The 22,321-nt window shown below is 74.2% G+C and carries 25 protein-coding genes and 1 pseudogene; 17 read left to right on the top strand and 9 right to left on the bottom strand.

All coding sequences use genetic code 11. The features are described from left to right. The first annotated feature begins 100 nt into the window (after window positions 1-100). The 7 genes and pseudogenes from JWP64_RS08095 to JWP64_RS08070 all read left to right on the top strand — a co-directional run bounded on the left by JWP64_RS08095 (window position 101) and on the right by JWP64_RS08070 (window position 5,066). The gene (locus JWP64_RS08095) at window positions 101-523 is read left to right on the top strand and encodes a hypothetical protein (protein ID WP_297494072.1); all 423 of its coding nucleotides are present in this window, start codon (window positions 101-103) and stop codon (window positions 521-523) included. Next, window positions 520-1,422 (top strand): universal stress protein, encoded by a 903-nt coding sequence (locus tag JWP64_RS08090; RefSeq protein ID WP_297494070.1) that lies wholly within the window; start codon window positions 520-522, stop codon window positions 1,420-1,422. The genes JWP64_RS08095 and JWP64_RS08090 overlap by 4 nt, the downstream gene beginning before the upstream one ends. Continuing rightward, window positions 1,419-1,847 carry a universal stress protein gene (locus JWP64_RS08085; RefSeq protein WP_297494068.1) on the top strand — a complete coding sequence of 143 codons (429 nt, stop codon included), beginning with the start codon at window positions 1,419-1,421 and terminating at the stop codon, window positions 1,845-1,847. The genes JWP64_RS08090 and JWP64_RS08085 overlap by 4 nt, the downstream gene beginning before the upstream one ends. A 19-nt stretch (window positions 1,848-1,866) precedes the next feature. Then, window positions 1,867-2,832 carry a universal stress protein gene (locus tag JWP64_RS08080; RefSeq protein WP_297494066.1) on the top strand — a complete coding sequence of 322 codons (966 nt, stop codon included), beginning with the start codon at window positions 1,867-1,869 and terminating at the stop codon, window positions 2,830-2,832. Between the two features lie 98 nt (window positions 2,833-2,930). Then, window positions 2,931-3,638 (top strand): universal stress protein, encoded by a 708-nt coding sequence (locus JWP64_RS08075; RefSeq protein ID WP_297494064.1) that lies wholly within the window; start codon window positions 2,931-2,933, stop codon window positions 3,636-3,638. Beyond that, a pseudogene (locus JWP64_RS31430) lies at window positions 3,635-4,483 on the top strand (wax ester/triacylglycerol synthase domain-containing protein); the annotation flags it as partial. The gene JWP64_RS08075 and the pseudogene JWP64_RS31430, both read left to right, overlap by 4 nt. A gap of 313 nt (window positions 4,484-4,796) precedes the next feature. Beyond that, a complete protein-coding gene (locus JWP64_RS08070) occupies window positions 4,797-5,066 on the top strand; it encodes a WS/DGAT domain-containing protein (protein WP_297494062.1) in 270 nt (89 codons plus the stop codon). A gap of 656 nt (window positions 5,067-5,722) precedes the next feature. On the opposite strand, the gene JWP64_RS08065 is transcribed toward JWP64_RS08070, so the two are convergent. Further along, complete coding sequence (locus tag JWP64_RS08065; protein ID WP_297494060.1) at window positions 5,723-6,184, bottom strand: CBS domain-containing protein; 462 nt, start codon at window positions 6,182-6,184, stop codon at window positions 5,723-5,725. A 548-nt stretch (window positions 6,185-6,732) separates the two neighbouring features. On the opposite strand from JWP64_RS08065, the gene JWP64_RS08060 reads away from it, so the two are divergent. After that, on the top strand, window positions 6,733-6,972 hold the full coding sequence (locus JWP64_RS08060; protein ID WP_297494058.1) for a hypothetical protein: 240 nt from the start codon (window positions 6,733-6,735) through the stop codon (window positions 6,970-6,972). Window positions 6,973-7,035: 63 nt separating this feature from the next. Here the strand turns inward: JWP64_RS08060 and JWP64_RS08055 are convergent, their stop codons facing one another. Further along, window positions 7,036-7,332, bottom strand: a complete 297-nt coding sequence (locus tag JWP64_RS08055; RefSeq protein ID WP_297494056.1) for a hypothetical protein — start codon at window positions 7,330-7,332, stop codon at window positions 7,036-7,038. Between the two features lie 189 nt (window positions 7,333-7,521). Here JWP64_RS08055 and JWP64_RS08050 point away from each other — a divergent pair, with 189 nt between their 5' ends. Then, window positions 7,522-7,704: a hypothetical protein gene (locus JWP64_RS08050; protein WP_297494054.1), complete on the top strand. Its 183-nt coding sequence runs from the start codon at window positions 7,522-7,524 to the stop codon at window positions 7,702-7,704. 26 nt (window positions 7,705-7,730) lie between these two features. Here JWP64_RS08050 and JWP64_RS08045 read toward each other — a convergent pair whose 3' ends face one another. Both JWP64_RS08045 and JWP64_RS08040 read right to left on the bottom strand, forming a co-directional pair. Continuing rightward, window positions 7,731-8,633: a universal stress protein gene (locus JWP64_RS08045; protein WP_297494052.1), complete on the bottom strand. Its 903-nt coding sequence runs from the start codon at window positions 8,631-8,633 to the stop codon at window positions 7,731-7,733. A gap of 97 nt (window positions 8,634-8,730) precedes the next feature. Continuing rightward, window positions 8,731-9,375, bottom strand: coding sequence for a universal stress protein (locus JWP64_RS08040; protein ID WP_297494050.1), 645 nt, complete (start codon window positions 9,373-9,375; stop codon window positions 8,731-8,733). A 261-nt stretch (window positions 9,376-9,636) separates the two neighbouring features. Between JWP64_RS08040 and JWP64_RS08035 the strand changes: the two genes are divergently transcribed. The 5 genes from JWP64_RS08035 to JWP64_RS08015 all read left to right on the top strand — a co-directional run bounded on the left by JWP64_RS08035 (window position 9,637) and on the right by JWP64_RS08015 (window position 12,813). Beyond that, window positions 9,637-9,849, top strand: a complete 213-nt coding sequence (locus JWP64_RS08035; protein WP_297494048.1) for a hypothetical protein — start codon at window positions 9,637-9,639, stop codon at window positions 9,847-9,849. 150 nt (window positions 9,850-9,999) lie between these two features. After that, window positions 10,000-10,896: a universal stress protein gene (locus JWP64_RS08030; RefSeq protein ID WP_297494045.1), complete on the top strand. Its 897-nt coding sequence runs from the start codon at window positions 10,000-10,002 to the stop codon at window positions 10,894-10,896. After that, window positions 10,893-11,927 (top strand): PEP/pyruvate-binding domain-containing protein, encoded by a 1,035-nt coding sequence (locus JWP64_RS08025; protein ID WP_297494043.1) that lies wholly within the window; start codon window positions 10,893-10,895, stop codon window positions 11,925-11,927. The genes JWP64_RS08030 and JWP64_RS08025 overlap by 4 nt, the downstream gene beginning before the upstream one ends. Continuing rightward, on the top strand, window positions 11,924-12,151 hold the full coding sequence (locus JWP64_RS08020) for a hypothetical protein (RefSeq protein ID WP_297494041.1): 228 nt from the start codon (window positions 11,924-11,926) through the stop codon (window positions 12,149-12,151). Before JWP64_RS08025 ends, JWP64_RS08020 begins: the two co-directional genes overlap by 4 nt. Further along, a complete protein-coding gene (locus JWP64_RS08015) occupies window positions 12,079-12,813 on the top strand; it encodes a putative PEP-binding protein (protein WP_297494039.1) in 735 nt (244 codons plus the stop codon). Before JWP64_RS08020 ends, JWP64_RS08015 begins: the two co-directional genes overlap by 73 nt. A 421-nt stretch (window positions 12,814-13,234) precedes the next feature. Here the strand turns inward: JWP64_RS08015 and JWP64_RS08010 are convergent, their stop codons facing one another. Next, complete coding sequence (locus JWP64_RS08010; RefSeq protein WP_297494037.1) at window positions 13,235-14,236, bottom strand: NAD(P)H nitroreductase; 1,002 nt, start codon at window positions 14,234-14,236, stop codon at window positions 13,235-13,237. Between the two features lie 177 nt (window positions 14,237-14,413). Between JWP64_RS08010 and JWP64_RS08005 the strand changes: the two genes are divergently transcribed. Beyond that, window positions 14,414-15,310: a universal stress protein gene (locus tag JWP64_RS08005; RefSeq protein ID WP_297494035.1), complete on the top strand. Its 897-nt coding sequence runs from the start codon at window positions 14,414-14,416 to the stop codon at window positions 15,308-15,310. A gap of 130 nt (window positions 15,311-15,440) precedes the next feature. Then, window positions 15,441-16,343, top strand: a complete 903-nt coding sequence (locus tag JWP64_RS08000; RefSeq protein WP_297494033.1) for a universal stress protein — start codon at window positions 15,441-15,443, stop codon at window positions 16,341-16,343. 87 nt (window positions 16,344-16,430) lie between these two features. Here JWP64_RS08000 and JWP64_RS07995 read toward each other — a convergent pair whose 3' ends face one another. Genes JWP64_RS07995 through JWP64_RS07985 form a run of 3 tightly spaced genes read right to left on the bottom strand, consistent with a single transcriptional unit; the run spans window position 16,431 to window position 19,811 of the window. Beyond that, entirely contained in the window at window positions 16,431-17,918 is a 1,488-nt protein-coding gene (locus tag JWP64_RS07995) for an AAA family ATPase (protein ID WP_297494031.1), read from the bottom strand. Continuing rightward, window positions 17,915-18,784: a universal stress protein gene (locus JWP64_RS07990; RefSeq protein ID WP_297494029.1), complete on the bottom strand. Its 870-nt coding sequence runs from the start codon at window positions 18,782-18,784 to the stop codon at window positions 17,915-17,917. Before JWP64_RS07990 ends, JWP64_RS07995 begins: the two co-directional genes overlap by 4 nt. Then, window positions 18,765-19,811, bottom strand: a complete 1,047-nt coding sequence (locus JWP64_RS07985; RefSeq protein WP_297494027.1) for a nitroreductase — start codon at window positions 19,809-19,811, stop codon at window positions 18,765-18,767. Before JWP64_RS07985 ends, JWP64_RS07990 begins: the two co-directional genes overlap by 20 nt. A 195-nt stretch (window positions 19,812-20,006) precedes the next feature. Here JWP64_RS07985 and JWP64_RS07980 point away from each other — a divergent pair, with 195 nt between their 5' ends. Then, window positions 20,007-21,719: a GAF domain-containing sensor histidine kinase gene (locus JWP64_RS07980; protein WP_297494025.1), complete on the top strand. Its 1,713-nt coding sequence runs from the start codon at window positions 20,007-20,009 to the stop codon at window positions 21,717-21,719. Between the two features lie 27 nt (window positions 21,720-21,746). On the opposite strand, the gene JWP64_RS07975 is transcribed toward JWP64_RS07980, so the two are convergent. Beyond that, the coding region (locus JWP64_RS07975) for a response regulator transcription factor (RefSeq protein ID WP_297494023.1) at window positions 21,747-22,321 on the bottom strand (575 nt) is incomplete at its 5' end.

Below are 22,321 nucleotides of genomic sequence, written 5' to 3'. Positions count from 1 at the left end.
GGATCGCATCAGGGCCGACGGGCCCCGGCCGCGGGCCTTCCGCCTCTGCCGAGGAGCCCACGGATCGCGCGACCCTGACCCCGTCGAACGAGGAGGACCAATGGCAGTCGACGCGAGGTCACCGAGGCAAGACCCGCCGCTCGTCGCGGGGCAGGACCCGTCGGGTGCGCAGGCCGGCCGCGGCCGGATAAGGACCCTGCTGACAGGTGTGGTGACCGGCGCACTGTCCGGCGCGCTGGTCGGGCTCGGGGTGGGCATACAGACCGGGGACCCCACGGGTCTGGTGCTCGCCGCCGCCATCGGCGCGGCGGTCGGCGCCGTGACCGGAACCGCCGTCGCCACGGCCGCGCGGGCCGCGACTCTTCGCGGAGCCCGCCGGTCCGAAGTCATGTCTGTCGGGTCTGACGGCAGTAGCGGCGGGCCGGACCTGCGCAACGGGGAGCGGAGCCGAACAGCCGCGGCCGAGGCACCCTCGGACGGCACGCCGCGCTCCTCGGCCCGGCACACCGAGGAGAACCGATGACCAACCCGCACACCCGACCCGTTTTCGTCGGGATCGACGGATCCGCCGCTGCGCTCACCGCGGCCCGATGGGCGGCCCACGAAGCCGCCCGGCGGAACCTCGACCTGGTCCTCCTGGCCGCCGTAACGGCTCCTAACGGACCTGGGCGCGGTCAGGAGCGCTATCGAGAAGTCCTGCACCGGGCGGCGTGGAGCCATCTGGACTCCGCCGCCGCCGAGGTCTGTTTCCACGTTCCGGGGCTGCAGGTCCAGCGCAGCGTCGAGGACGGGACGGCCGCAACGGTCCTGGCCGACGCCTCGAAGCGGGCCGCCCTGCTGGTGCTCGGCAGGAGTGGCCACAGCGGGTTCGCCGGCCTGCTCATCGGTTCGATCGCGCTCGCGGCGGCCGCCCGCGCGCACTGCCCGGTCGCCGTCGTCGGCGGAAGCGCCGCCGCGCGGCCCGAGGCGCCCGTCGTCGTCGGTGTCGAGGGCTCGGCGGAGAGCGACGCCGCGCTCGGGTACGCGTTCGAGGAGGCGAACGCACGCGGCGTCCGGCTGGTGGCAGTGCACGCGTGGAGCGACGTCGTGCTCGATCCCCGCTTGATGCTGTTGCTCGATTGGGTCACGGTTGAGAAGAGCGCACACGCGTTCCTCGCGGACCGGCTGGCCGGGTGGACCGGGAAGTTCCCCGACGTCGACGTCCGCACAAGTGTCGTACGGGACCGCCCGGCCTCTGCGCTCGTAGAGCGTTCCACGAACGCGCAGCTGCTCGTGGTCGGCTCCCGGGGGCGGGGTGGCGTCGCCGGCCTGCTTCTGGGTTCGGTGAGCCGAGCTGTGCTACCTCACGCCCACTCGCCGGTCGTCCTGGTCCCCACCGGGTTGGATGCCGCATCGGACTCTGACGGAGGAGCGGCGGGATGAGGGGCAGGGCGGGCACGATCGTCGTCGGGGTCGACGGATCCCCCGGCTCGGAGGGCGCCGTGCGGTGGGCGGTCGAGCAGGCCCGGCGCACCGGCGCCCACGTGCGCGCGGTGATGGCCTGGCAGATCCCGACCACCTACGGGTGGGCGCCCGTCATCACGGTGGACTGGTCGGGCGACGCCCGGACCGCGTTGAACTCGGCCGTCGACAGCGCGCTGAAGGAAACGGGCTACCTGGACGTCGACCGGGAGGTGACCGAGGGGCACCCCGCCGCGGTCCTCCTCCCCGCGGCGCGCGACGCAGACCTGCTGGTGGTCGGCTGCCGCGGGCACGGCGGGTTCACCGGCATGCTGCTTGGCTCGGTGAGCCAGCACGTCGTCGCCCACGCCCGATGCCCCGTCGTCGTCACCCACGACGCCGCCTGAGACCGCGGAGGAGATTGACATGACGACATCGAACGACGTCGCCGGGAGCAGTGTGGTCGTCGGAGCCGACGGCTCGCCGGGCGCGCTCGCCGCGGTGCGGTGGGCGGCACGGGAAGCTCGGCGCCGCGAGGCGGTGCTGCGGCTGGTCGCGGTGGTCGACTGGGCAGCCGACCCCGCTCGGACCGCGGCCGCCGCGGATGTGCTGCAGCGGTACCGCGAACACCTCTACTGCACCGCCCGCGCGCACCTGCGGGAGGCGACCGACATGGTCCGCTCCCTCGGACCGCTGCCGACCGTGCAGTGCGTCGTCCGCGACGGCGCCGCCGCGGACGTGCTCGGAACCGAATCGGACGAGGCCGAGCTCCTGCTGGTGGGGCTGCCCCGGTCGGGCGAGGCCGGGCCCCTGGTCGCAGCGCTCGTCGGCCGGGCCTCCTGCCCGGTCGTGGTCGTCGGCCCGGCGCCGGCGCGGCAAACCGCGCCGACGTCACCGGTCGTCGTCGGCGTGGACGGTTCGGCGGCGAACGCGGCGGCGCTGGCGCAGGCGTTCGAGGAGGCGAGGTCCCACGGGGTTCCGCTCGTGGCGGCGCACGCCTGGACCGACGCCACCATGCGGCAGAGCAGCCCGACGCTGAGCTTCGAGGCCGTGCTCGCCGATGCGCGCGAGCTGCTGGAGTCCCGGCTCGCGCCATGGACCGCCACCTATCCGGACGTGCACGTGCGGCGCCTCGTCGCCCGGGACAGCGCCGCCACCGTTCTCGCGGAGCAGTCGACGAACGCGTTGCTCGTCGTGCTGGGGTCCGACGGCTGGCGTGCCCCGGACGGCTATCCGATCGGTGCGGTCGGGCGTGCGCTGCTGAGCAGGGCCCGGTGCCCCGTGATGCTGGTGCGCGAGGGTATCGCGCTCGACCGCCCCCGGCGCTCGGATGCCGGCCTCCGCTCGGCTCCGGAATCGGGCCGGTCGGCGCCGCCAGCGGTCACTGCCTAGCGGAGGCGGCGCAGACGCACGCCCGCGATCCCGTCGTGGGCCACCGCCCGGAGGAAGGAACATCCACAGTGCCCGGAACGGGATCCGTGGTGGCCGGCGTGGACGGTAGTGCCGCGGCGCTGACTGCCACCCGCTTCGCGGCGTGCGAGGCGCGCGCCCGGGCGGCGCCCCTGGTCCTGATGCACGCGACGTCGTCAGGAGAGACGGATCGGCAGCGCGACACCGTCCTCGAGCGGGCGGCGGCCGCCGCCGCGGCAGCCGCGCCGGGAGTGGAAATCGTCCGACGGACGTCGGGCTGGAGCCCGCTGGCGGCGCTGCTGGCGGCGAGCCGCGACGCCGCGATGCTCGTCGTGGGATTGGCCGGCCGGGATGACCCGCCGGAGGCCGCCGACGAATCCGTCGCCCTCGACGTCCTCGGGCGGGCGGGGTGCCCGGTCGCGGTCGTTCGTGCCCCGCACCTGCGCCGGCGGAACGTCGTCGTTGCCGCGCCGACGGACATCGAGTGCGACGCCCGGGTGCTCGCGGAGGCGACCACGCTGGCCGCACGCCGAGGGGTGCCGCTCATCATCGACCATGTCGACGGCGAGGGCACCGACCTCGTGCTCGACCGTGCGACCGGCGCGATCGCGCTTGTCCTCGGCCGACAAGACGGACCTGCCCGTTACGACGAGCCGGCCAGGATCGCCGTGCACCGAGGCCCGTGCCCGGTGGTCGTGGTCCGCACCGCCGAGCGGACCTCCGAGAGCCCTCACGGGACCGCTCCGGGCCGACCCGCCGCGGCCGACGGCGTGGGTGGCCCGGGATGAGACCTCGGCGAACCCCAGGACCCGCCACGCTGCCCGCGCGGCCGCACCCGCAGCCACCGGACGTCGATCCCGCGCTTCGGACCCGGCCCGGCGCGGCACCGGACGTGGTCCGCGGGGAAGCACCCGTCCACGACGCCGTCGGCCCGGCGGACCTGGTCATGCTCGCCATGGACGACGCCGCCGCGGTACCCGAGCACCTCGGAGCACTGCTGATCCTCCGCTCCGGACCGGGTTTCGACCTGGGCGCCGCCGAACGCCTCGTCGCCGAGCGGGCGCGCTCCGTCGCGCGGCTGCGTCAGCGCATCGTGCCGGGCCGCGGACGTCCTGAGTGGGTCGAGGACGCTGCGTTCGACCCGGCCCGGCACCTGCACCACACCCGTTGCGGGGCGCCGGGTGACGAGCGCGAGCTCCTGGACATCGCCGCCGGCGCCGTCCTCGAACCGCTTCCCAGGGGCCGGCCGCTGTGGCGCGCGGTGTTCGTGGAGGCCGGTGCCGGTGTCGTCGGGGTCGTGCTGGTGCTCCATCACTGCCTGGCCGACGGGATCGGCGGGCTGGCCGTCCTCGAGCGGCTGCTCGACGACGCCCGGCCCCCGTCCCCGGGCACCGAGGGCACTGCAGCCCCTGAGGCGCGCGCGGGTACTGCCCGGTCCCCGAGAGGCAGGCGGTCGCGGGTCGCCGCAGCCCTGCGTGCCCTGCGCCTGTCGGTCGCCGCGAGCGGCGGGCTCCACGCCGAGCGTGCCGCGGCGTGCTCGTTGCTGGCGCCGACCGGGCCACGACGCCGGTTCGCCACGGTCGAGGCCGACCTGGCGTCGGTCCGCGAGGCCGCGCACCGTGCCGGCGGCAGCGTGAACGACGCCCTCCTCGCCGTCACCTCGGCGGCTCTCGGCGATCTGCTCGCACACCGGGGCGAGTCGGTGGACACCTTCCGGATCGCCGTGCCGGTCGCGGGCCGCCGATCCGCCTCACCAGCCGGTGCGGGCAACGCCGTCGCACCCCTGGTGGTCGGGGTCCCGGCCCGAACCGATCCCGCGGAGACCGTGCGGACCCTCGCCCCGGTGCTCGCCACGGCCCGCCGCCGCACCACGGCGCCGGCGCCGGTCGTCCTGCTCTGGCCGCTGTTCCGGCTCCTCGCCGCCACGGGGCCTCTACCACTGGTACATGACCCGCCAGCACCGGATACACACGCTGGTCAGCAACGTGCGAGGGCCCGACCGGGTGCTGCACCTGGCCGGAGCGCCGGTCGCGCGCATCGTGCCCCTGTCCGTCGGGGAGGCGGGCAACACCACGGTGAACTTCGTGGCGTTGTCCTACGCCGGGACGCTCACCGTCAGCATCGTCGCCGACCCGGACCAGGTCCCCGACCTCGCCGTGCTCACCGACGCCCTCCGGGCCCGTCTCGCCGCTCTCGTCACCTCCACCCTTCGTTGAGGCCAAGCCCGCCGAGCGCGGGGGAATCGAGACGTACTTCCCAGGGCACGCCCGCGCCGGCCGCATCCCTCGACGCGGATCTCGGGCGAGACACGTGAGGCACACCGGCTCCCGCTGACCGGGTCGATGGGCTCTGCCTGCGGGGCACGACGCCGGGCACGACCCTCGCGTCGGCGAGGACCTGTGGAACGAGGTGGGCGGCCACGGCGAGTCCGCCGAACAAGTCGCCGCGCGCAGTGCGCGGGTGTCGCCCCGGCGCAGCGCGTCGAGGCCTGGGGCCAGCGCCGGGACGAGCCGGCCCCCACCGGGCCCGGCTGTTCACGGTTTCCTGCACCTCCTCGTGCGGCCGTCCTCGGCCCGCCGTTCCTGGTACTGCCGGTCGTCGCCTTCGGTGGCGTGGGTGGGCAGCCAAGCCACGGCCTGGGCGTTGCACGGTAGCGAGCAGAGGCCGGGGCCGGTGTCCCCAACACCGGCCCCGGCAGGATCCACTCGTCTGCTCCCCAGCGACGGGTGGTGGCTTCCTCGCGGTCCTTCCGGCGCCGCGGACTCCTCGAGAGTGGACGGGGCCCTTCCGGGCCCGCTCGGCCCCTACCGCGTCCTCAAGGCCCGGTGCACCGTTGCCGCCGTCACTCGTCCGCCCGCGGGCGAACGAGTGGTCACCCTTGCGGCGGGTGCTCTGGAGCCGCGCGGGCCGCCCACGCTCGGATCAGGTCCGTCGCGGTGAGGATGCCCAGCAGTTGCTCGTCGCGGACCACGAGCACGGCGTCCCGGTTCGCCGTCCGCATCCGGCGGGCGGCCTCGGAGAGGCGGGCGTCTTCGGTGATCGTCGGTGCCGGGCGGGCCACGTCTCCGACGCTCAGGTGGGCCAGGCCGAGCGGTCCGTGCTGCGCGGCGATGCCCTGGAGCAGGTCGACCTCGGAGACCAGCGTTCCGTACTGGCCGTCCTCGACCACCGGTAGGTGCCGGACGCCACCGGCGATCATCAGCCGGAGGGCGGTGGTGAGTGGTGCCGTCGGCACGATCCCGACAAGGCGCGAGGACATGACCGTCCGGATCGGTGGGTCGTCGTCGAGGGCTTCGGGGGGCGCCGCGAGGCGTTGCGGGTCGTTCGTGGTCATGGCGTGCTCCTGTCGGTCGGGTGCGGGTACAGCGTCCTGCGCGGGCCGGCACCCGCCCAGGGGCCGAGGACCCTGCGAGAACCGCCGTTGGGCCGTGGAGCCGCAGCGCGGCAGGGTGCGGACAGCGGCGCTGATGGGGACCTCGGGCCCTCGTCCGCGGCTGGCCGGGTTCGCAGACTCGACGCCATGACGAGTCCTTCCGCAGTCCGGCCATCGGGCCGGCCAGGCCTGGCCCTCCGGGTCGAACCGGTGATCGAGGCGGCGCGTGGCGCGCCCAACCCGACGGGCCCGGTTCGCTGGTTCATCCGGGCCGTCGAGGACGGCATCGAGCTCAGGACCGTCGTCCGCCGGTGGTCGGTCGCAGACGAGCTCTCGGCGCGGACGGTACGGGTCGCCGGAGGGGCCGCGCTGCGCAACGCCCGGCTGGCGGTGGCGGTGCAGGGCAGGCGCCCTCTGCTCACCTTCCCGAGGCCGAGGCGTGCTGGCTCCGCGAGCTCCCCGAACGGCCCGCTGGTCTGGCGCGCGACTCGACGTGGCCGGCCGCGGCTGTGGGGCCGGCCTCCCGGACGGGAGCACTCGTCGTCCTGCTGGGCGCCGAAGGTCCTGGGCCCGCGGCGGACCTGCGTCTCGGCCAGGCGCTCCAGTCCGTGCGGCTGACCTCGATGGCCCTGGGCCTGCGCCCCGAGGTACGGGCCGCTCCGGTGCCGGTCGGCGTGCTGCCCCACAGCCTGCGGCCTCGGCTGCCGTCGGGGGGATCGCTGGCGGTCCTCGAGTTGTCGCCGGGCTGAGGGCGCACGACGAGGAGCGGACCGGCCTCGTGCCGGCCCGCTCCTCACTCCTCTGCGTTCTCGTCAGACCGCCACCGGCTGCTCGCTGCCTGCCATCCGCTCCACCAGCAGATCCACCGCTTCCCGAGGTGTCTCGGCGTCGACGCGTAGGGGCACGGCGGTGCCGAGGATGACCCGTGCGGTCACCGGGCGACGGCGCCTGGGGTCGTGGTCCCGGATGATCCGGATGTGCACGGGGACCGTCGGGCGTCCCTGAGCGGTGAGTAGACGGGTCAGGGCGACGCGTGCGTAGTGCGCGACGCCAGGATCGATGTCGGTACCGAGCTGGACGACCGGGCCGGTCGAGTCGATTCTGTTCATACCCGCACGGTGGCAGCGTCCTCGCCGCCCGGGCCAGGGTCGGACGACCCGCCCTCGGGTGCTCAACGGTGATTCCCCGGAGCCCGGATAGGCGACCAGCGGCTCGGATCGTGCGGACCTTCGGCCCTCCCTCGTGAGGCTGGTGGTGTCGAGCATGGGGCCACCAGCCTTTCGGATGAAGGAGACGACATGAGTGCCGTACACACCGCCGGGCGCGAGGTCCGGGACCACGCGGGCGTCCGGATCGGCGTCGCTACCGATGGCGGAGACGTCTATGACGACTCTGGAGTACGGATCGGAACGGTGACCTCGACCGGCGACGCGTACGACCACGGCGGGGTTCGGATCGGGAAGGTGCACCTCGCACGCTGAGTCGACGCCGGAGGCGGGACCGGTCTTCACCGGCCGGCTCCGCCCCCGGGCGTCGTGAGGCAGCGGTCCGGCTCGGCGCTCGTCTCCGGCTCGGGGAGGACGAGGACGGGGCAGCTCGCCGCCTGCACGAGTGTCAATCCGCACGCCCCTGCTCCCGGCGAGTGCGGGCCGAGGACCACGAGCTGGGCGCTGTCGGACAGCTCCAGCAGTGCCCATGCCGGATGGCCGCGGACCACGGACTCCCGCACAGGCAGGTCGGGGTGATCCGCGGCCAGCCCGGCAAGGCACTCCGCGAGCAGCCGCTCCGAGGCCTCCCTGCCGGGTTCGCGCTCGCCGCGCCCCAGGCGCCGGAGGACGTCCGGGAGCCGCTCGGGCCACACGTACACCGCGTGCAGCATCGCCCCGCGGCGCTCCGCCAGCTGTGCGGCGGCTTCCACGACGTGCCGGCTCTGCGGTGTCCCGTCGACGGCGACGACGATCGGCCGGTCCCTGTCCGGCACCGGGCGCCCCGGCGCGAACCGCACGACGGCCACAGGGCCCGTCGCCGAGCGGGAGAGGGTCGCCGCCGTCGACCCGAGCGCGATCGACGGGCGGCCTCCGGACCCGCGGTGTCCGACGACGGTGAGCTGCATGTCCGGGGCGAGCCGGGACAGCACGGGGGCGGGCCGGCCGATGAAGGCCTGGGTCTTGATCGCGACGTCCGGCACGGCGGTCCGGGCGATGGTCACGGCCACGTCGAGCAGGCTGTGCGCCACGAGCGGAGGGCCACACGGCGCCGTCCGCAGCGCGCAGACGATCAGCAGCGTGCAGCCACGGAGTCGGGCCTCCTCGGCGGCCCAGCGCACAGCGAGGCCGGCTGCTGCCGAACCGTCGGTGCCGACCAGCACGGGACGTCCGGGCGCCGTCGCGGGGTGTGAGGGAATCTGCATGACGTGACGGTCCCCGAAGGCCGGTCGCCGGCGCAGGTGCCGAGCGGCCCGCCTCCACCTGCCGGAGGGCCTTGAACGTCACGGGTGACGGCCGGGGTCAGCCGGAACGCGGCACCAGCAGCACCGAGCCGGGGGCGTGCGCGACGGCGGCCTGCGCGGTGAGGCCGAGGCCCGCGCGAGTGCCGGGATGCGGACCGCCGAGGATCAGCAGGTCGGTCTCGCGGATGTGTGCGACAGCCTCGTGGGGCCACTCCCGGACCAGCGACCGGCCCACGAGCACGGTCGGGCAGCGTCTGCGCACCAGCCGGGCCCCGAGCGCGAGCAGCTCCTCGCCACGTCCGACCGCCTCCGGTAGCGCGATGCTGCGCTCGCCGAAGGAGGTGGGTACGGCATGCACGACGAGGACGGCCGCACCCAGTGCGCGGGCGGCGTCGGTGGCTGCGTGCAGGACCGGTTCGTCGGCCGGCAGGTCCTGTAGCGCGACGACGATTCGGCGTGGCGCGGCGGCGGTGTGCGGGAGGACGAGCACCGGCGCGGTGGCGGCCGATCGCGCGATCGCCTGCAGGTCGTCGCCGGTGCCGCAGACCGCGGAAGGCCCGCTGCATACCCGCAACGGTCCGACCTGCGACCGCCCGCACGCGTGGTTCTCCCAGCGTTCGACCCAGGCGGGCATCGGGTCGGCTTCGCCGAACACGACGAGCTGCGTCGGATCGGCGGGGGTCGTGAGGGCCTGCCCATTCATCTCGGTTCTCCAGGATCACGTCGTACCGTGGCCAGCGCCCAGGATCGTCCTCGCCGATTTTGCTGGCCAGGGTCGATGGGCCTGGTGGTGGGTGGGGCGTCCGAGCCGTGGATCCCCACGGGTCACCCGCACCCGACTCGCGCACAGGGGTGGAACCCCCCCGAAGGTCGGGACCTTCGGCCCGTTCCGGATCCCCGGCCGGGCCCGGCATGCTGCCGGGCGGCCGTGTGTCCGGCCGTTGTCCACCAGGAGAGGACGTCGATGAACCAGCACGCCCTCGCAGGCGGTCCGCACGAGGCCGCCGTGCTCGAGGCGATCACCCGGCTGACCGCCGAGTTCGCCTCCGAGCACCCGCCGTCGAAGGTCGGGCGGACCGTGCTCGGGAGTCGCCGTGATCTGTCCGGGGTGCCCGGAGGTGCCCTGCCCGAACTGCTCGAACGGCTCGCGCGGCAGCGGCTCCTCACCGGCTGGTGACCCCGGGTGGCACGCGGACCGGGAAGCGCCGGTCGGTCTCGCGGGCCGATCGGGCCTTAGGTCCTGCCCAGAGAGGACGGAGAGCCGCAGCGCGGGAGCCCGCCCGGAGGGCAGCGTCCCCAGTGACACAGGGACATCGGGGAGGGCGAGATGAGTACTCACCACACACGGTCGGTCGTTGTCGGGGTGGACGGCTCGGACTCGGCACTGCAGGCGGTGCGTTGGGCGGCATCGGAGGCGGTACGGCGCAATCGCCCGCTGCGGCTGATCGCGGCCGTTCCGTGGATGACCTACCAGCCCATCGGGATGCCGCCGCTCGGGAAGGAGTACGACCGGCAGCTGATGGTGAAGAGGGCACACGAATTCCTCGACGTCGCGGCGATCGAGGCCTCGGCGGTCGAGGCGACCGCCGAGGTGGACCGCGAAGTCGCGGGCGGCGAAGCAGTCCCCGCCCTCGCGCGCGAGGCCGGGGACGCGGAACTCCTCGTCCTGGGGTCGAGGGGACACGGCGGCTTCGCGGGCCTGCTCCTCGGCTCGGTCGGGGTGTCGATGGCGGCACAGGCCGCATGCCCGGTCGTCATCGTCCGCGAAGGCAGGCCGCACGACGAGCAGGACGCCCCCGTCGTCGTCGGGGTGGACGGCGCGCCCGGCGGTGACGCAGCGCTGGCGTTCGCGTTCGACGAGGCGTCGCGGCTCGGGGCGCCGCTCGTCGCGATGCACGCGTGGAGCGACGCCGCGCTCGACCCGTTCCTCGTGCCCTACCTGGACTGGCCCGCGATCGAGGCCGACGAGCACCGCACGCTCACCCAGCGGCTGTCCGGGTGGACGGCGAAGTACCCCGACGTCGAGGTCCGGCGCCGGGTGATCCGCGACGGCGCCGCCGGCGCGCTCACCCGGCTCTCGGAGCGGGCCCGCCTGGTGGTCGTCGGCTCCCGGGGCCGTGGCGGCGTGACCGGGCTGCTGCTCGGTTCGGTGAGCCAGGCGGTGCTGCACCACGCCGCGTGCCCGGTGGCGGTCGTCCGGGCCGAGCCGAAGGTGGCGGAGTGACCGCCGGAACGGTCACCCGCTGGGCACGCCCGCTCCCCGCTGTCCGTCGAGGCGACGCCGACACGGTCGGGGCCAAGGCGGCCGACCTCGGCGAGATGCTGGCCGCCGACCTGCCGGTTCCGGCTGGCTTCGTCCTGACCGTGGCGGCCTACCTCGACTCGATGGACGCCGCCGGGGTCAGGGCGGAGCTCGCTCGGTTGCACGCCCTGGCACTTGCTGCCGCCGGCCGCTCCGGGGGCGAACCCGAGCTGGCAGACCTGTGCACCGAGGTGCGCGACGTGGTGCGGAAGGCCGGGCCCTCGCCCGAGGTGGTGGAGGAGATCCACGCCGCGTACCGGGACCTGGGCATCGAGGACTTCGGTCCGGTCACGGTCGCCGTCCGTTCCTCGGCGCTCGGCGAGGACGGCGCCGCCGCCTCGTTCGCCGGGATGCACTCCAGCTTCACCAACGTCCGCGGTGCGGACGCGCTGCTGGCTCAGGTCCTCGAGTGCTGGGCATCGACCGTCGCCCCCCGCGCGATCGTCTACCGGGCCGAACGTGGGATCACCACCGAACCCGCAGTCGCGGTGGAGCCGGACACGTACACCTTCTCCAGTCCCGACCTGCATCTGGTGTCCGTTCGCGTCGGCAACCAGACCCATGAGATCGTCCAGGGCCGCGACGGGCACGACCTCACCGTCACCCTCGACCACGAGCGGGCGACGTCGAGGGTCCTCGACGATCAGGCCGCCGAGGCCGTGGCGCGGATGGCGCTCCGCGTCGAGGCCCATTTCGGTGCCCCGCAGGACGTGGAGTGGGCGATGATCGCCCGCCAGGTCTGGCTCGTACAGGCCCGGCCGATCACGACACTGACCGGACAGGAAGACGTCGACCGCAAGGATGCGGAACGCCGGCGGGCACGTCGAGCGGAGCCCCGCTGGTCGCCGGTCTCGCGGCCGCACCCGGTCGTGCCATCGGGCGGGTCCGGGTACTCCATGGACCGGAGGAGGGCGCCGCGCTTCGCACCGGGGAGGTCCTCGTCGCCCCGATGACCGATCCGGACTGGCTGCCGACGATCCGCCGGGCTGCAGCGCTGGTCACCGACCAGGGCGGGTCCGGGTCCCGGCCACGGTCATCCCGCGGACCCCGCCGAGTGCGGCGGGTACGGAGGCGACCGCCACCCGTCTCTACGTCAACCTCGCGATGCCGGACACGGCGGAGCAGGTCGCCGCGTCCGGTGTGGAAGGGGGGCTGCTGCGCGCGGAGCTGGCCCTGACAGACGCGTTGGGCGGCCGTCATCCTCGGGAGCTGATCGCGGCGGGCGAGCAGGACGGCTTCGTCAGAGCCATGGTCGCCTCGATCCACCGAGTGACGGCGGCGTTCGCGCCGCGCCCGGTGGGGTACCGGGCCACAGACCTGCGCACCAACGAGTTCCGAGGGCTGCGCGGCGGCGAGACCTACGAACCGCTCGAGCGCAACCCAATGATCGGCTACCGTGGAGCCTACCGGTATCTGCGCGAACCCGACCTGTTCGCGCTCGAGCTGCGGGTCCTGGCCGAGGTCCGCGAGCGCACCCCGAACCTGCACCTGATGATCCCCTTCGTCCGTACCCGCTGGGAGCTCGAGGCCGTGCTGGAGCTCGTCGACGCGAGCCCGCTGGGCCGCCACCGGGGGTTGCACCGATGGGTGATGGCCGAGGTGCCCTCGGTGTTGCACTGGCTGCCCGAGTACGTGGGCCTAGGGATCGACGGGGTCTCGATCGGCAGCAACGACCTGACCCAGCTGATCCTCGGCGTGGACCGGGACTCCGAACGCTGCGCCGAGCTCAGTCCTGCCAGCTCGACACCCCACCGGCGGGCGCGCTGGACCTCGCCGGGACGGAGCGGCCCAGGCGTGGCTGTGCACCAGAACGTGGTCGCCGGGACCAGCGGGGTGTAGCCCAAGGCGGTCAGCGTGCGCAGTGCCGAACGGGCCGCGGAGCCAGGCACCCGCGGCCTGGAGACCCTGGTGTCGAGGCAGGCCACCCGGGCACCCGGCCGAGCGGGGCCCAGATCGGCGAGCCACTCGCGTAGGCCGATCCGGCCACCACCCGTCGCGCCCTGGCGCTGGGCGTCGGCCCGGGTGCCCGCCCGGCTGAGCCCGAAGGCATGCGTCGAGCCACGACGAGCAGGTCGACGTCCCCGGGTGAGGGTGGCTCCGCTGCGCCCACGTCAGCGACCCGGACGTCCCCGGAAGGCGTTCGCGCAGACCGTCGGCGACGGCCCCCGCGACCGCGCGGGTTTCCGAACATCGACTCGACGACGACCAGTGCGCGCATCGCGCTCACCTCCGCAACAGGAGAAGCAAGGGACCAGTGGGGTCAGGGACGTCGGGCGCCGAGCTGGTCGTCGAGCGAGCGCCGCCGGGTGGCCGGCACGGTGCCGCTGCCGGGAGCCCACCCGACGCGGAGCACCAGCTGCGGCGACAGCGTTCCGCCGAGCACCTGCTCGCGGAGCAGGGCCCGTGTGCCCTCGACCTCCAGCGGCTCGCTCAACGGGCTCGTGGCCAGGCCGAGCGTGGCCGCCCGGAGCAGGACCGCGCTCATCGCCTCACCCGCCCGCAGCCGGGAGAGCTGGTCGTCCGAGGATGTGCCGAGAACCATGAGCACCGCGCCGTCGGGGTCGTCCGGGCGGGGCTCGGTGAGCTCGCCGGAGACGAAGCGGCGCAACGCCACCCCGCCTGCAGACTGGTCCGGGGCGGGCACGTTCGCGGCCGGGACACCGTCGTCCGAGGCATGCATCCCGGTCCAGAGCGCCACCTCGCTGTCGTAGCCGGCCACGCGGGCGTGCTCGACGGCGGCCGCGTGGATCGCCAGGTCCAGCGTGCGATGGGCCCTCCCGTCGGCGACGATGCGCAACAGTGCGCCCTGCTCCCCGGCACGAGCGGCCAGGTCGGAGAGGAACTCGGCCGGTACGGGCCAGTCGGAGAACCGGCGGCGGTCCGTGCGGCGCACCCCGATGGCGTTGGCCTCCTCGACGTCGACGCCCGGGTCGGTGACCCCGCCGGTCACCGCGCGCCCCGGACGCAGCGCCACGGCCGCGAGCAAATCCGGCTCCTCGGGGTCGGGCATCCGCTCGACGGTGGCCGCGACGTCCAGCGCCGCCAGCGCCACCCGCAGATGGTGCAGCGCCGCGCCACAGCTGAGCAGAAGGTCACGGCCGTCGGCGTCCGTGACCGGCAGCCAGCGCTGCAGGTCGGCGTAGAGGTGCACGGAGCGCTCGCTCGCCCACCACCGCCAAGGCTGTGAGTTGTGCACGGACGGTGCGCGGGTGGCGAGCGCGACGGCGGCCCGCACCGTTCCGATGTCGACCCCGGCATTCATGTCTGCTCCCTGATCGGTGGTGTCCCCTTCATCCCGCCACGCGGACGGTCCCGGGCACAGATGCCGCTCGTCGCCGCCGAGGGGGACTTCGGACCCGGTACACGGGGCCCTGAGCCGGTGGCCGTCGTCGCCGTGGCATTGCCACGCTTGAGGCCGACGCCGTCGAAGGAGAGAACGATGAACGCATCGCACACCGGACCGATCGTGGTCGGCGTGGACGACTCGGAATCGGCGAGGGACGCCGTGTACTGGAGCGCCCTGGAGGCGGCCCGCCGGCACATCCCGCTGCGCCTGGTCTCGGCGCTGATGCTGCCGTCACCTCACCACCTGGGCGACCCCGGCATGGGTACCTCCTACCGGACGCTGATGACCGAGACTGCGCGGACCGTGCTGAGCACCGCCGTCGAGCTGGCCGGCAGGTCCGCCCCGGGGATCGCCGTCGAGTCCGAGCTGATCACGGGGTTCCCGGAGAACGTGCTGCTCGACGAGTCCCGCCGGTCCTTGCTGGTGGTCGTGGGCAGCCGCGGACTGGGCGGGTTCACCGGGTTGCTCCTCGGCTCGGTCGCGATCACGCTCGCCTCCAGGGGTGCATGCCCGGTCGTCGTGGTCCGGGGCACGTCGATCGCGCGGACGGGCGTGCCGGACCACCGCCCCGTGGTCGTCGGCGTCGACGGCTCGCCGACCAGCGAAGCCGCGGTCGCCTTCGCCTACGACGAGGCGGACCGGCGGGGGGTTCCGCTCGTCGCGGTGCACACCTGGCTCGACGACATGCTCGAGCCGACCCTGGCCCCGCTGATCGACTGGAACGCCATCGAACAGGACGAGCGCGTGCTGCTCGACCAGCGGTTGGCCGGCTGGAGCGAGAAGTACCCCGACGTCGAGGTCCGGCGCCTCGTCACCCGTGACCGGCCCGCCCACACCCTCGTCGAGGAGTCCGTCGGCGCCCAGCTCGTCGTGGTCGGGTCGCGCGGACGCGGCGCGGTCCGGGGGCTGCTGCTCGGCTCGGTCGCGCACGCCCTTCTGCACCATGCCCACTGCCCGGTCGCGGTCGCACGGCCCGACACGGAGTCCTGACTCGGGGCGCATCGTCGACGCGGCACGGGACACAGGGGTCGAAGGTCCCGACCGTCCGGGTCCCACACGCCGCTGCCCCTCACCCGTTCCTGCGGCGAAGCTCGTCACAGCACCACGGAGGAGGCTCGAGATGAGTTCGAGGAGCACCGGGCTGCCGGTCGTCGCGGGAATCGACGGATCGGAGCAGGGCATGGACGCGGCCCGCTGGGCGGCCGCCGAGGCCGCCCGCCGGGGAGCCCCACTGCGGCTGGTACGCGCCTACCACTGGCCCCCTTCCGCCGGCAACGAGGGCACCGACCTGTTGCGCGACCTCGCCCGACGCCAGCTGTGGGCCGCGGCGTCGGCCGCTCGCACGGTCGCCCCCGGGGTCACCGTCCAACGCCGGCACGTCGACGGCGACGCCATCGACGTCCTGGCAGCCGAGTCAGCCGACGCCCGGATGGTCGTCGTCGGCACGCGGGGCCTCGGCGGGTTCACCGAACTGCTCGTCGGATCGGTCGCCGGCGGCCTCGCGGTCCGCGCCGTCTCGCCGGTAATCGGCGTCCGCGGCGCCAGGGGTGACGTGGAGCAGCTTGCGACACCGGACCGGGTGCGGCCAGTCGTCGTCGGGGTGGACGGATCGCCTGCGAGCGAGGCCGCCCTGGCGTTCGCCGTCCAGACCGCGGACGCGTGGGGCGCACCGCTGGTCGCCGTGCACTCCTGGACCGATGCCGATGCCGACCACCCGGAGCTCAGCCTGCGGGATCTGCTGGACGCGGCGGAGACGGAGGAGAAGGAGGTGCTGGCCGAACGGCTCGCGGGCTGGTCGGGGAAGTACCCCGACATCCGCATCCGGCGCGAGGTCGTCCGGGGCTCCGCTGCCCGCGCCCTGCGGGAGCGGTCGGAGAACGCCCGACTGGTCGTGGTCGGTTCCCGCGGGCGGGGGTGGGCGACGCGAATGCTGCTGGGCTCGGTCGGCCGCGCGCTGCTGCACCACGCACACTGCCCGGTCGCGATCGTCCGCCCGGAAGAGGCGGCCACGACCAAACGGTGAGGGCACCGACGAGCCCCCGGCGCGTCGGTGCCCCGTGGCGACGGCGGCTCCCGCGGCGCCCTGACACACCGCGGTCCCGCCCGAGGCTCAGACCGCCGTGGTCCGGGCCCCGGACGGCGACCTCGCGGCCCCGATCCACACGGCTTCGGCCACCCGGACGGACTCCGCCAGGAGACCCGACGTCGGGACCGCGACCGCGTCGGGCCAGTCGTCGACCGCGCCGGCCATCGCCGTGGCGACCTCGGCGGTGGCGTCCGACGGCGTCACACCCCGGGAACGAATCCGCCTCCGCGCCGTGTCGGCGCCGGCCCGGCATTCCAGCTGCACGAGCGCACTGCCGCTGCGGGCCGCGAGCTCGGCGGCGGCAGCGCGGTGCGCCGAGGAGATCCACGACGCGTCGAGCACCACCGACTCGCCCCTCCCGAGCAGCTCCTCGGCCCGGCGCAGCAGCTCCCCGTACACGGCCTCGGTGTGTGTGGTGTCGTAGAGACCGGTGCCGTACGGCGCGGCGGCGGAGCGGCCGGGGTCGATCCCGGCGAGCTCCTTGCGGATCCGGTCGCTCGACAACAGCACCGCTCCGACCCGGTCCGCGAGCGCGCCCCCGACGGTGGTCTTACCCGTTCCCGGGAGGCCGCCGACCAGCACGAGCCGGACCGCACCCCGCTCCAGGTGGCGCAGGGCCAGCTCGAGATGCTCGACCGCGTCGATCCGGGCCCCGGCGTCGCCCTGTACGTGGCGCAGGCAGGCCACCTTCGCCCTGACCACCGCCCGGTAGGCGGTGTAGTGGTGCCGGAGCGCAGGCGGGGCAGGGTCGCCCGAGAACTCGACATAGGCGTCAAGGAAGAAGCCCGCGGCCTCCGGGGCGCCGAGCCGCTCGAGATCCATCGCGAGGAACGCGACGTCGTCGAGCCCGTCGAGGTAGCGGAGGCGGTCGTCGAAGTCGAGACAGTCCAGCAGCCGCGGACCGTCGTCGAGGCAGAAGACGTCGTCGGGCAGCAGGTCGCCGTGCCCGTCGACGACGCGGCCGCGCGCCTGGCGGTCGGCGAACAGCGCGCAGCGTCCGCGCAGGAACCCCAGTGCCAGCCGCCCGACCCCGTCGAGGAGGTCGCCGTCGACCGGGTCGCCCCGGAAGGGTCCCAGCTCGTCGAGGTTGTGCCGCCACCGCTCGGCCAGCGCGTGCAGCCCGCCCTGCACCTCGATCTCCGGGCTGCGGCCCGCGCGCGCGTGGAAGGCCGCCATCAGCCGGGCCGTCGCCCGCAGCGGCTCCGTCACGTCCTGGCCCTGTCGCACGAGCGTCGAGAGCCTGCGTTCGGCGGGCATCCGCCGCATGACGAGCATCGGTTCCACCGTCGGCCCGCCGTCCGGTCCCGGTTCGGTGATCTCGCCGGTGCCCAGGTAGACGTCCGAGGCCAGCCTGCGATTGAGCACCAGCTCCCGATCCAGCGCGGCGCGGCGCAGCTCCGCGGTGGAGAAGTCGCAGAACGCGGTGCGGACGGGCTTCTTCAGCTTGTAGGCGCGGTCGCCGAGCAGGACGACGACGCCGATGTGGGTTTCCCGGACCGCGGCCGAGCTCACCACAGCTCGGCTCGCGCGTGCGGGTCCCGCGCCGGGCCACCTGCGGGTTGCACGTCGGAGTGGCCGGTGACCACGACGGGACACGGCGCCGCGCGCAGCAGCGCGCGGCTCGTCGAGCCGAGCATCCCGCGCAGTCCGCCCTTCGCGGGCCCTACGACGAGGAGCCGGGCACCGACGCCCTGTTCGACGAGCACCGCCAGGGGACGACCGTGGACGACGAGCAGGGCGACGGGCACGCCGGCGTCGCGTTCGGCCCATCGCGCTGTCAGCGGTTCGAGCGAGTCACGGGCGTCGGCGGCGTCTCGCGCCGAGAGGGCGACGTGCACGACGTGCAGCGGTGCCCGGCGCCGGCGGGCGAAGCCGTGGGCCACCGCCACGACACCGGCGTCGGTGCGCGGGTCACCGATTCCGGCGACCACAGGGCCCGCGGGCGCTTCGTGGTCGCCGCTGTGAACGACGGCGACGGCACCCGTGGCGTGCGCCGCGACGCGGAGGGCGACCGAGCCGCCCGACCCCACCTGGCCGTCGCCCGGCATGCCGAGCACGACCAGGTCGGCGTGGCCGGCGACCTCGACGAGAGCGACGGCCGGGTCCGCGTCGAGCCGGGCGGTGTGGACCGCCAGGGCCGGGTTCCGGCGGTGGGCCACGGTGTATGCGCGTCCCAGGATCCGACCCGCGTGGGCGCGCAGGGCACCCGCGGCCCCTGCCGCGTACGGCGCGGCGTGGACGATCAGCAGGGGAACCGCACGCTTCCCGGCCTCGTCGACGGCCCAGCGGACCGCGTGCAGCGACGCTTCGGTCCCGTCGATGCCGACCGCGACATGCGCTTCGGTGGCGAACGGCAGGTCAGGCACGGTGTCGGTCATCAGAGAGCTCCTTGTCCGTGTGCGCAGGGGTCGTGGAAGTCGCGGCGGCAGGTAGGACCAGGTCCTCCACGCGGAGTCGTGGTGTCGCGGCGACCGGCCATCCGTGGCCGATCCGCAGGACCGCCAGCGGCGGGCGTGTCCCGCTGAGCAGCCGGCGCATCCGGTCCCGGACGTCGGGTATCTCGACCAGCTGTGACAGGAAGGAGACGGACAGCCCGTGCACGGTGGCGGTCAGCAGGACGCGCTCCAACGCCTCGCCCGCGCGGATCTCCTCCCGCGGCCCGTCGGTGTGGACGCTGAGCACCCCGATCAGGGGCTCGGCCTCGAAGTCGGGTCCGTCGATCCGGCCGGTGCCGCCGCTGAAGTCACGCATCACCCACGCCCCGTTGGACAGGGGCTGCGGGCCCCCCGCCGCCGCGGGCACGCCGTCAGGGCGCCCGGCCTCGTGTCCGGTCCAGGTGGCGATCTCGGCCAGGAACGCGGGATCGGCCGACTGCCGCTGGTGGGCCTGCCGGGCCAACCGGCCCAATTCGAAGCGGTGCTGCGAATCCGTGACCAGGTGCAGCCAGGCGCCCTCCTCGGTGGCGGCGCGGCGGAGCTCGTATCTGGCGGGGGAGGCCACGGGCACATCGGCGAAGGGTCGCCTGTTGGTCCTTCGCCGCGGAACCGCCGCGAGCAGCCGCTGCTGCTCCGGTGTGGCCCGTCGCCGACCGCCCCGACGGACGATCGCGACGAGATCGGGGTTCCCGGGATCGGGCAGGACGGTCACCAACGGTCTGATCCCCAGCCCGATGAGTCCGAGCCGGAGGTTGAACAGAGCGGCCCCACCTGCGATCCGCAGCTCCCGACCGTCGGGGTCGGCGACGCGGAGATTTCGTCCTCGATCGACGTGGACCTCGATCCAGTCCGGCGTCAGGCGAAACCGCCACGGCTGCGTGTTGTGCAGCGACGGGGCCAACGCCGCCGTCTGCAGAAGCCCGCGCACCTGCTCCTCGGACAGCCCCAATGCCTGCGTGATCGTGCCCATCACCGCTCACCGTCTCCGTACCCGGCGGTTGTCCGCCATGACTTACGAGCCTGCTCGTGGCCGCCGACGGCCGGTAGCGTCGAAGGTCCCGTTCGGCCGAGGTATTCGTCCCACCGCCCAGGGGGCCGGGCGTGCTTGTTGGCGCCGGGGCGGCATGTCAATGTTGGGCCGCGGACGAAGCGCTGATGGAGGGTGATGGACGAGACGGACGTGGACGCGACCACTGCACCGATGGCCGGGGTGCTCTCCGGCCTGCGGCTCGACGAGCTGCTCGGCGAGGTCCAGGACCGGCTCGGACAGATCGTCGCGGCCCGGGACCGCATGCAGGGGCTCCTCGACGCGGTCCTGGCGGTCGCCGCTGGTCTGGAGCTGGAGACCACACTCACCCGGATCGTGCAGGTGGCGGTGGACCTGGTCGACGCCCGCTACGGCGCCCTCGGCGTGCTGGCACCGAACGGGTCGATCGCCCGGTTCATCGACATCGGGCTCGACCCGCACACGCGCGCCGCGCTGGGCCGCCCGCCGGAGGGTAAGGGCCTGCTCGGGCAGCTGATCGTGGAGCCGGAGCCGCTACGCCTGGCCGATCTCAGCCGGCATCCGGCCTCGGTGGGTTTCCCTCCCAACCACCCGCCGATGCGCAGCTTCCTCGGGGTGCCGGTGCGGGTCCGTGACTCGGTGTACGGGAACCTCTACATGACCGAGAAGCGGGGCGGCGGCGAGTTCACCGCGGACGACGAGGTCGTGCTGCAGGCCCTCGCCGCGGCCGCCGGCATCGCGGTGCAGAACGCGGATCTCTTCGAGCAGAGCCGGGCCCGCCAGCAGTGGCTGGAGGTGCTCGGGGAGATCCGGTCGGAAGTGCTCGCCGGCGCCTCCGATCACGAAGTCCTCCAACTGGTGGCTCTGCGCACCCAGGAACTCACCCGCGCGGCGGGCGCCTTCGTCGCGCTGGGTCCCGACGGCGACGGCCGGTTCGATATCCATGCGCGCGTCGGGATCGAGCTGGACGTGGACGGGGAGACGGTCGCCGGCGGCGAGCTGCTGCAGGAGGTCGCGGAGAGCCGCAACCCCGTGCTGGCCGACGCTCCCGACATGCTGTTCGCCGATCCCGTCGGGCCGACGGGCCTGGGACCTACGGTGGCGGTGCCGCTGCGGGCCGCGGAACGGGTGATCGGGGTGCTCGTCGCCCTGCGGAACATCGGTGCTTCGCCGTTCCAGCCCACAGAGATTCCGTTGCTGACCTCCTTCGCCCAACAGGCCGTGATCGCGCTGGAGCTGGGGGAGAAGAACCGTGCCCAGCGCCAGCTCGACGTCCTCGAAGACCGGGACCGGATCGCCCGCGACCTGCACGACCACGTCATCCAGCGGCTGTTCGCCACCGGGCTGAAGCTGCAGAGCACCCTGCGCCGCAGCACCCGGCCGGACGTCCAGGACCGGATCCAGCAGGCGGTCGACGAGCTCGACCAGACCGTCCGGGAGATCCGGACGTCGATCTTCGACCTGCACACCGCCGACCAGCACGACGAGGGCCTGCGCCGGCGCCTGCTCGACACCGTGACCGAGGCGGCCGCGGGGGCAGACCTCACCACGTCCGTCCGCACCTCCGGGCCCGTCGACACCCTCGTGCCGGACGACGTCATCCTGCACGTGCTCGCCGTCGCCCGGGAGGCCGTCAGCAACGCCGTGCGTCACGCCGGCGCCCGCACCGTCACCGTCACCCTCGACGTCGAGTCCTCGAGAGACCAGCTCCTGCTCGACATCGTCGACGACGGCATCGGCATCCCGCCCGACGTCGCCCGCAGCGGGCTGCACAACCTGGCCGAGCGCGCCGAACAACTCGGCGGCACCCTCACCGTCGCGCCGCGCCGCGGCGGGGGGACCCGTCTGCAGTGGCGGGTGCCGCTCGGCTGACCCAGGCCCGGACGGCCGACCGGGCCGTCAGCGCGCGCCCGGGCGGCGGCGTTCGGCCGCGTAGACCGCCGCCTCGGTCCGGCGGGCGAAACCCAGCTTGTGCAGCAACGAGGAGACGTAGTTCTTGACCGTCTTCTCCGCGAGGTAGAGCTCGGCCCCGATCTGCCGGTTCGTCAACCCGTCGGCGATCAGCTCGAGGATCCGTCGCTCCTGCGGGCTCAGCGACTCGAACTTCGGGTCCGTGGACTCTTCGCCGCGGCGGAGCCGTTCGAGAACCAGGCCCGTGGCCTTCGGGTCCAGCAGCGAACCGCCCGCGGCCACGGTCCGGACCGCCCCGACGAGGTCGATGCCGGCGACCTGCTTGAGCAGGTACCCGGAGGCTCCGGCCATGATCGCGCCGAAGAGCGCCTCGTCGTCGGAGAACGAGGTCAGCATCAGGCACGCCGGAGGAGGCGTGACCGCGGAGCGGATGTCCCGGCACACCGAGACCCCGTCACCGTCCGGCAGGCGTATGTCCAGGATCGCCACGTCCGGCCGCAGGGCCGGCACCCGGGCCAGGGCCTGCGCCGCAGTGCCCGCCTCGCCCACGACCTGGACGTCGT

Origin of the sequence: Pseudonocardia sp., assembly GCF_025465255.1 — a bacterium.
Classification (GTDB): domain Bacteria; phylum Actinomycetota; class Actinomycetes; order Mycobacteriales; family Pseudonocardiaceae; genus Pseudonocardia.
This window is presented reverse-complemented; position numbering and strand designations above follow the sequence as displayed.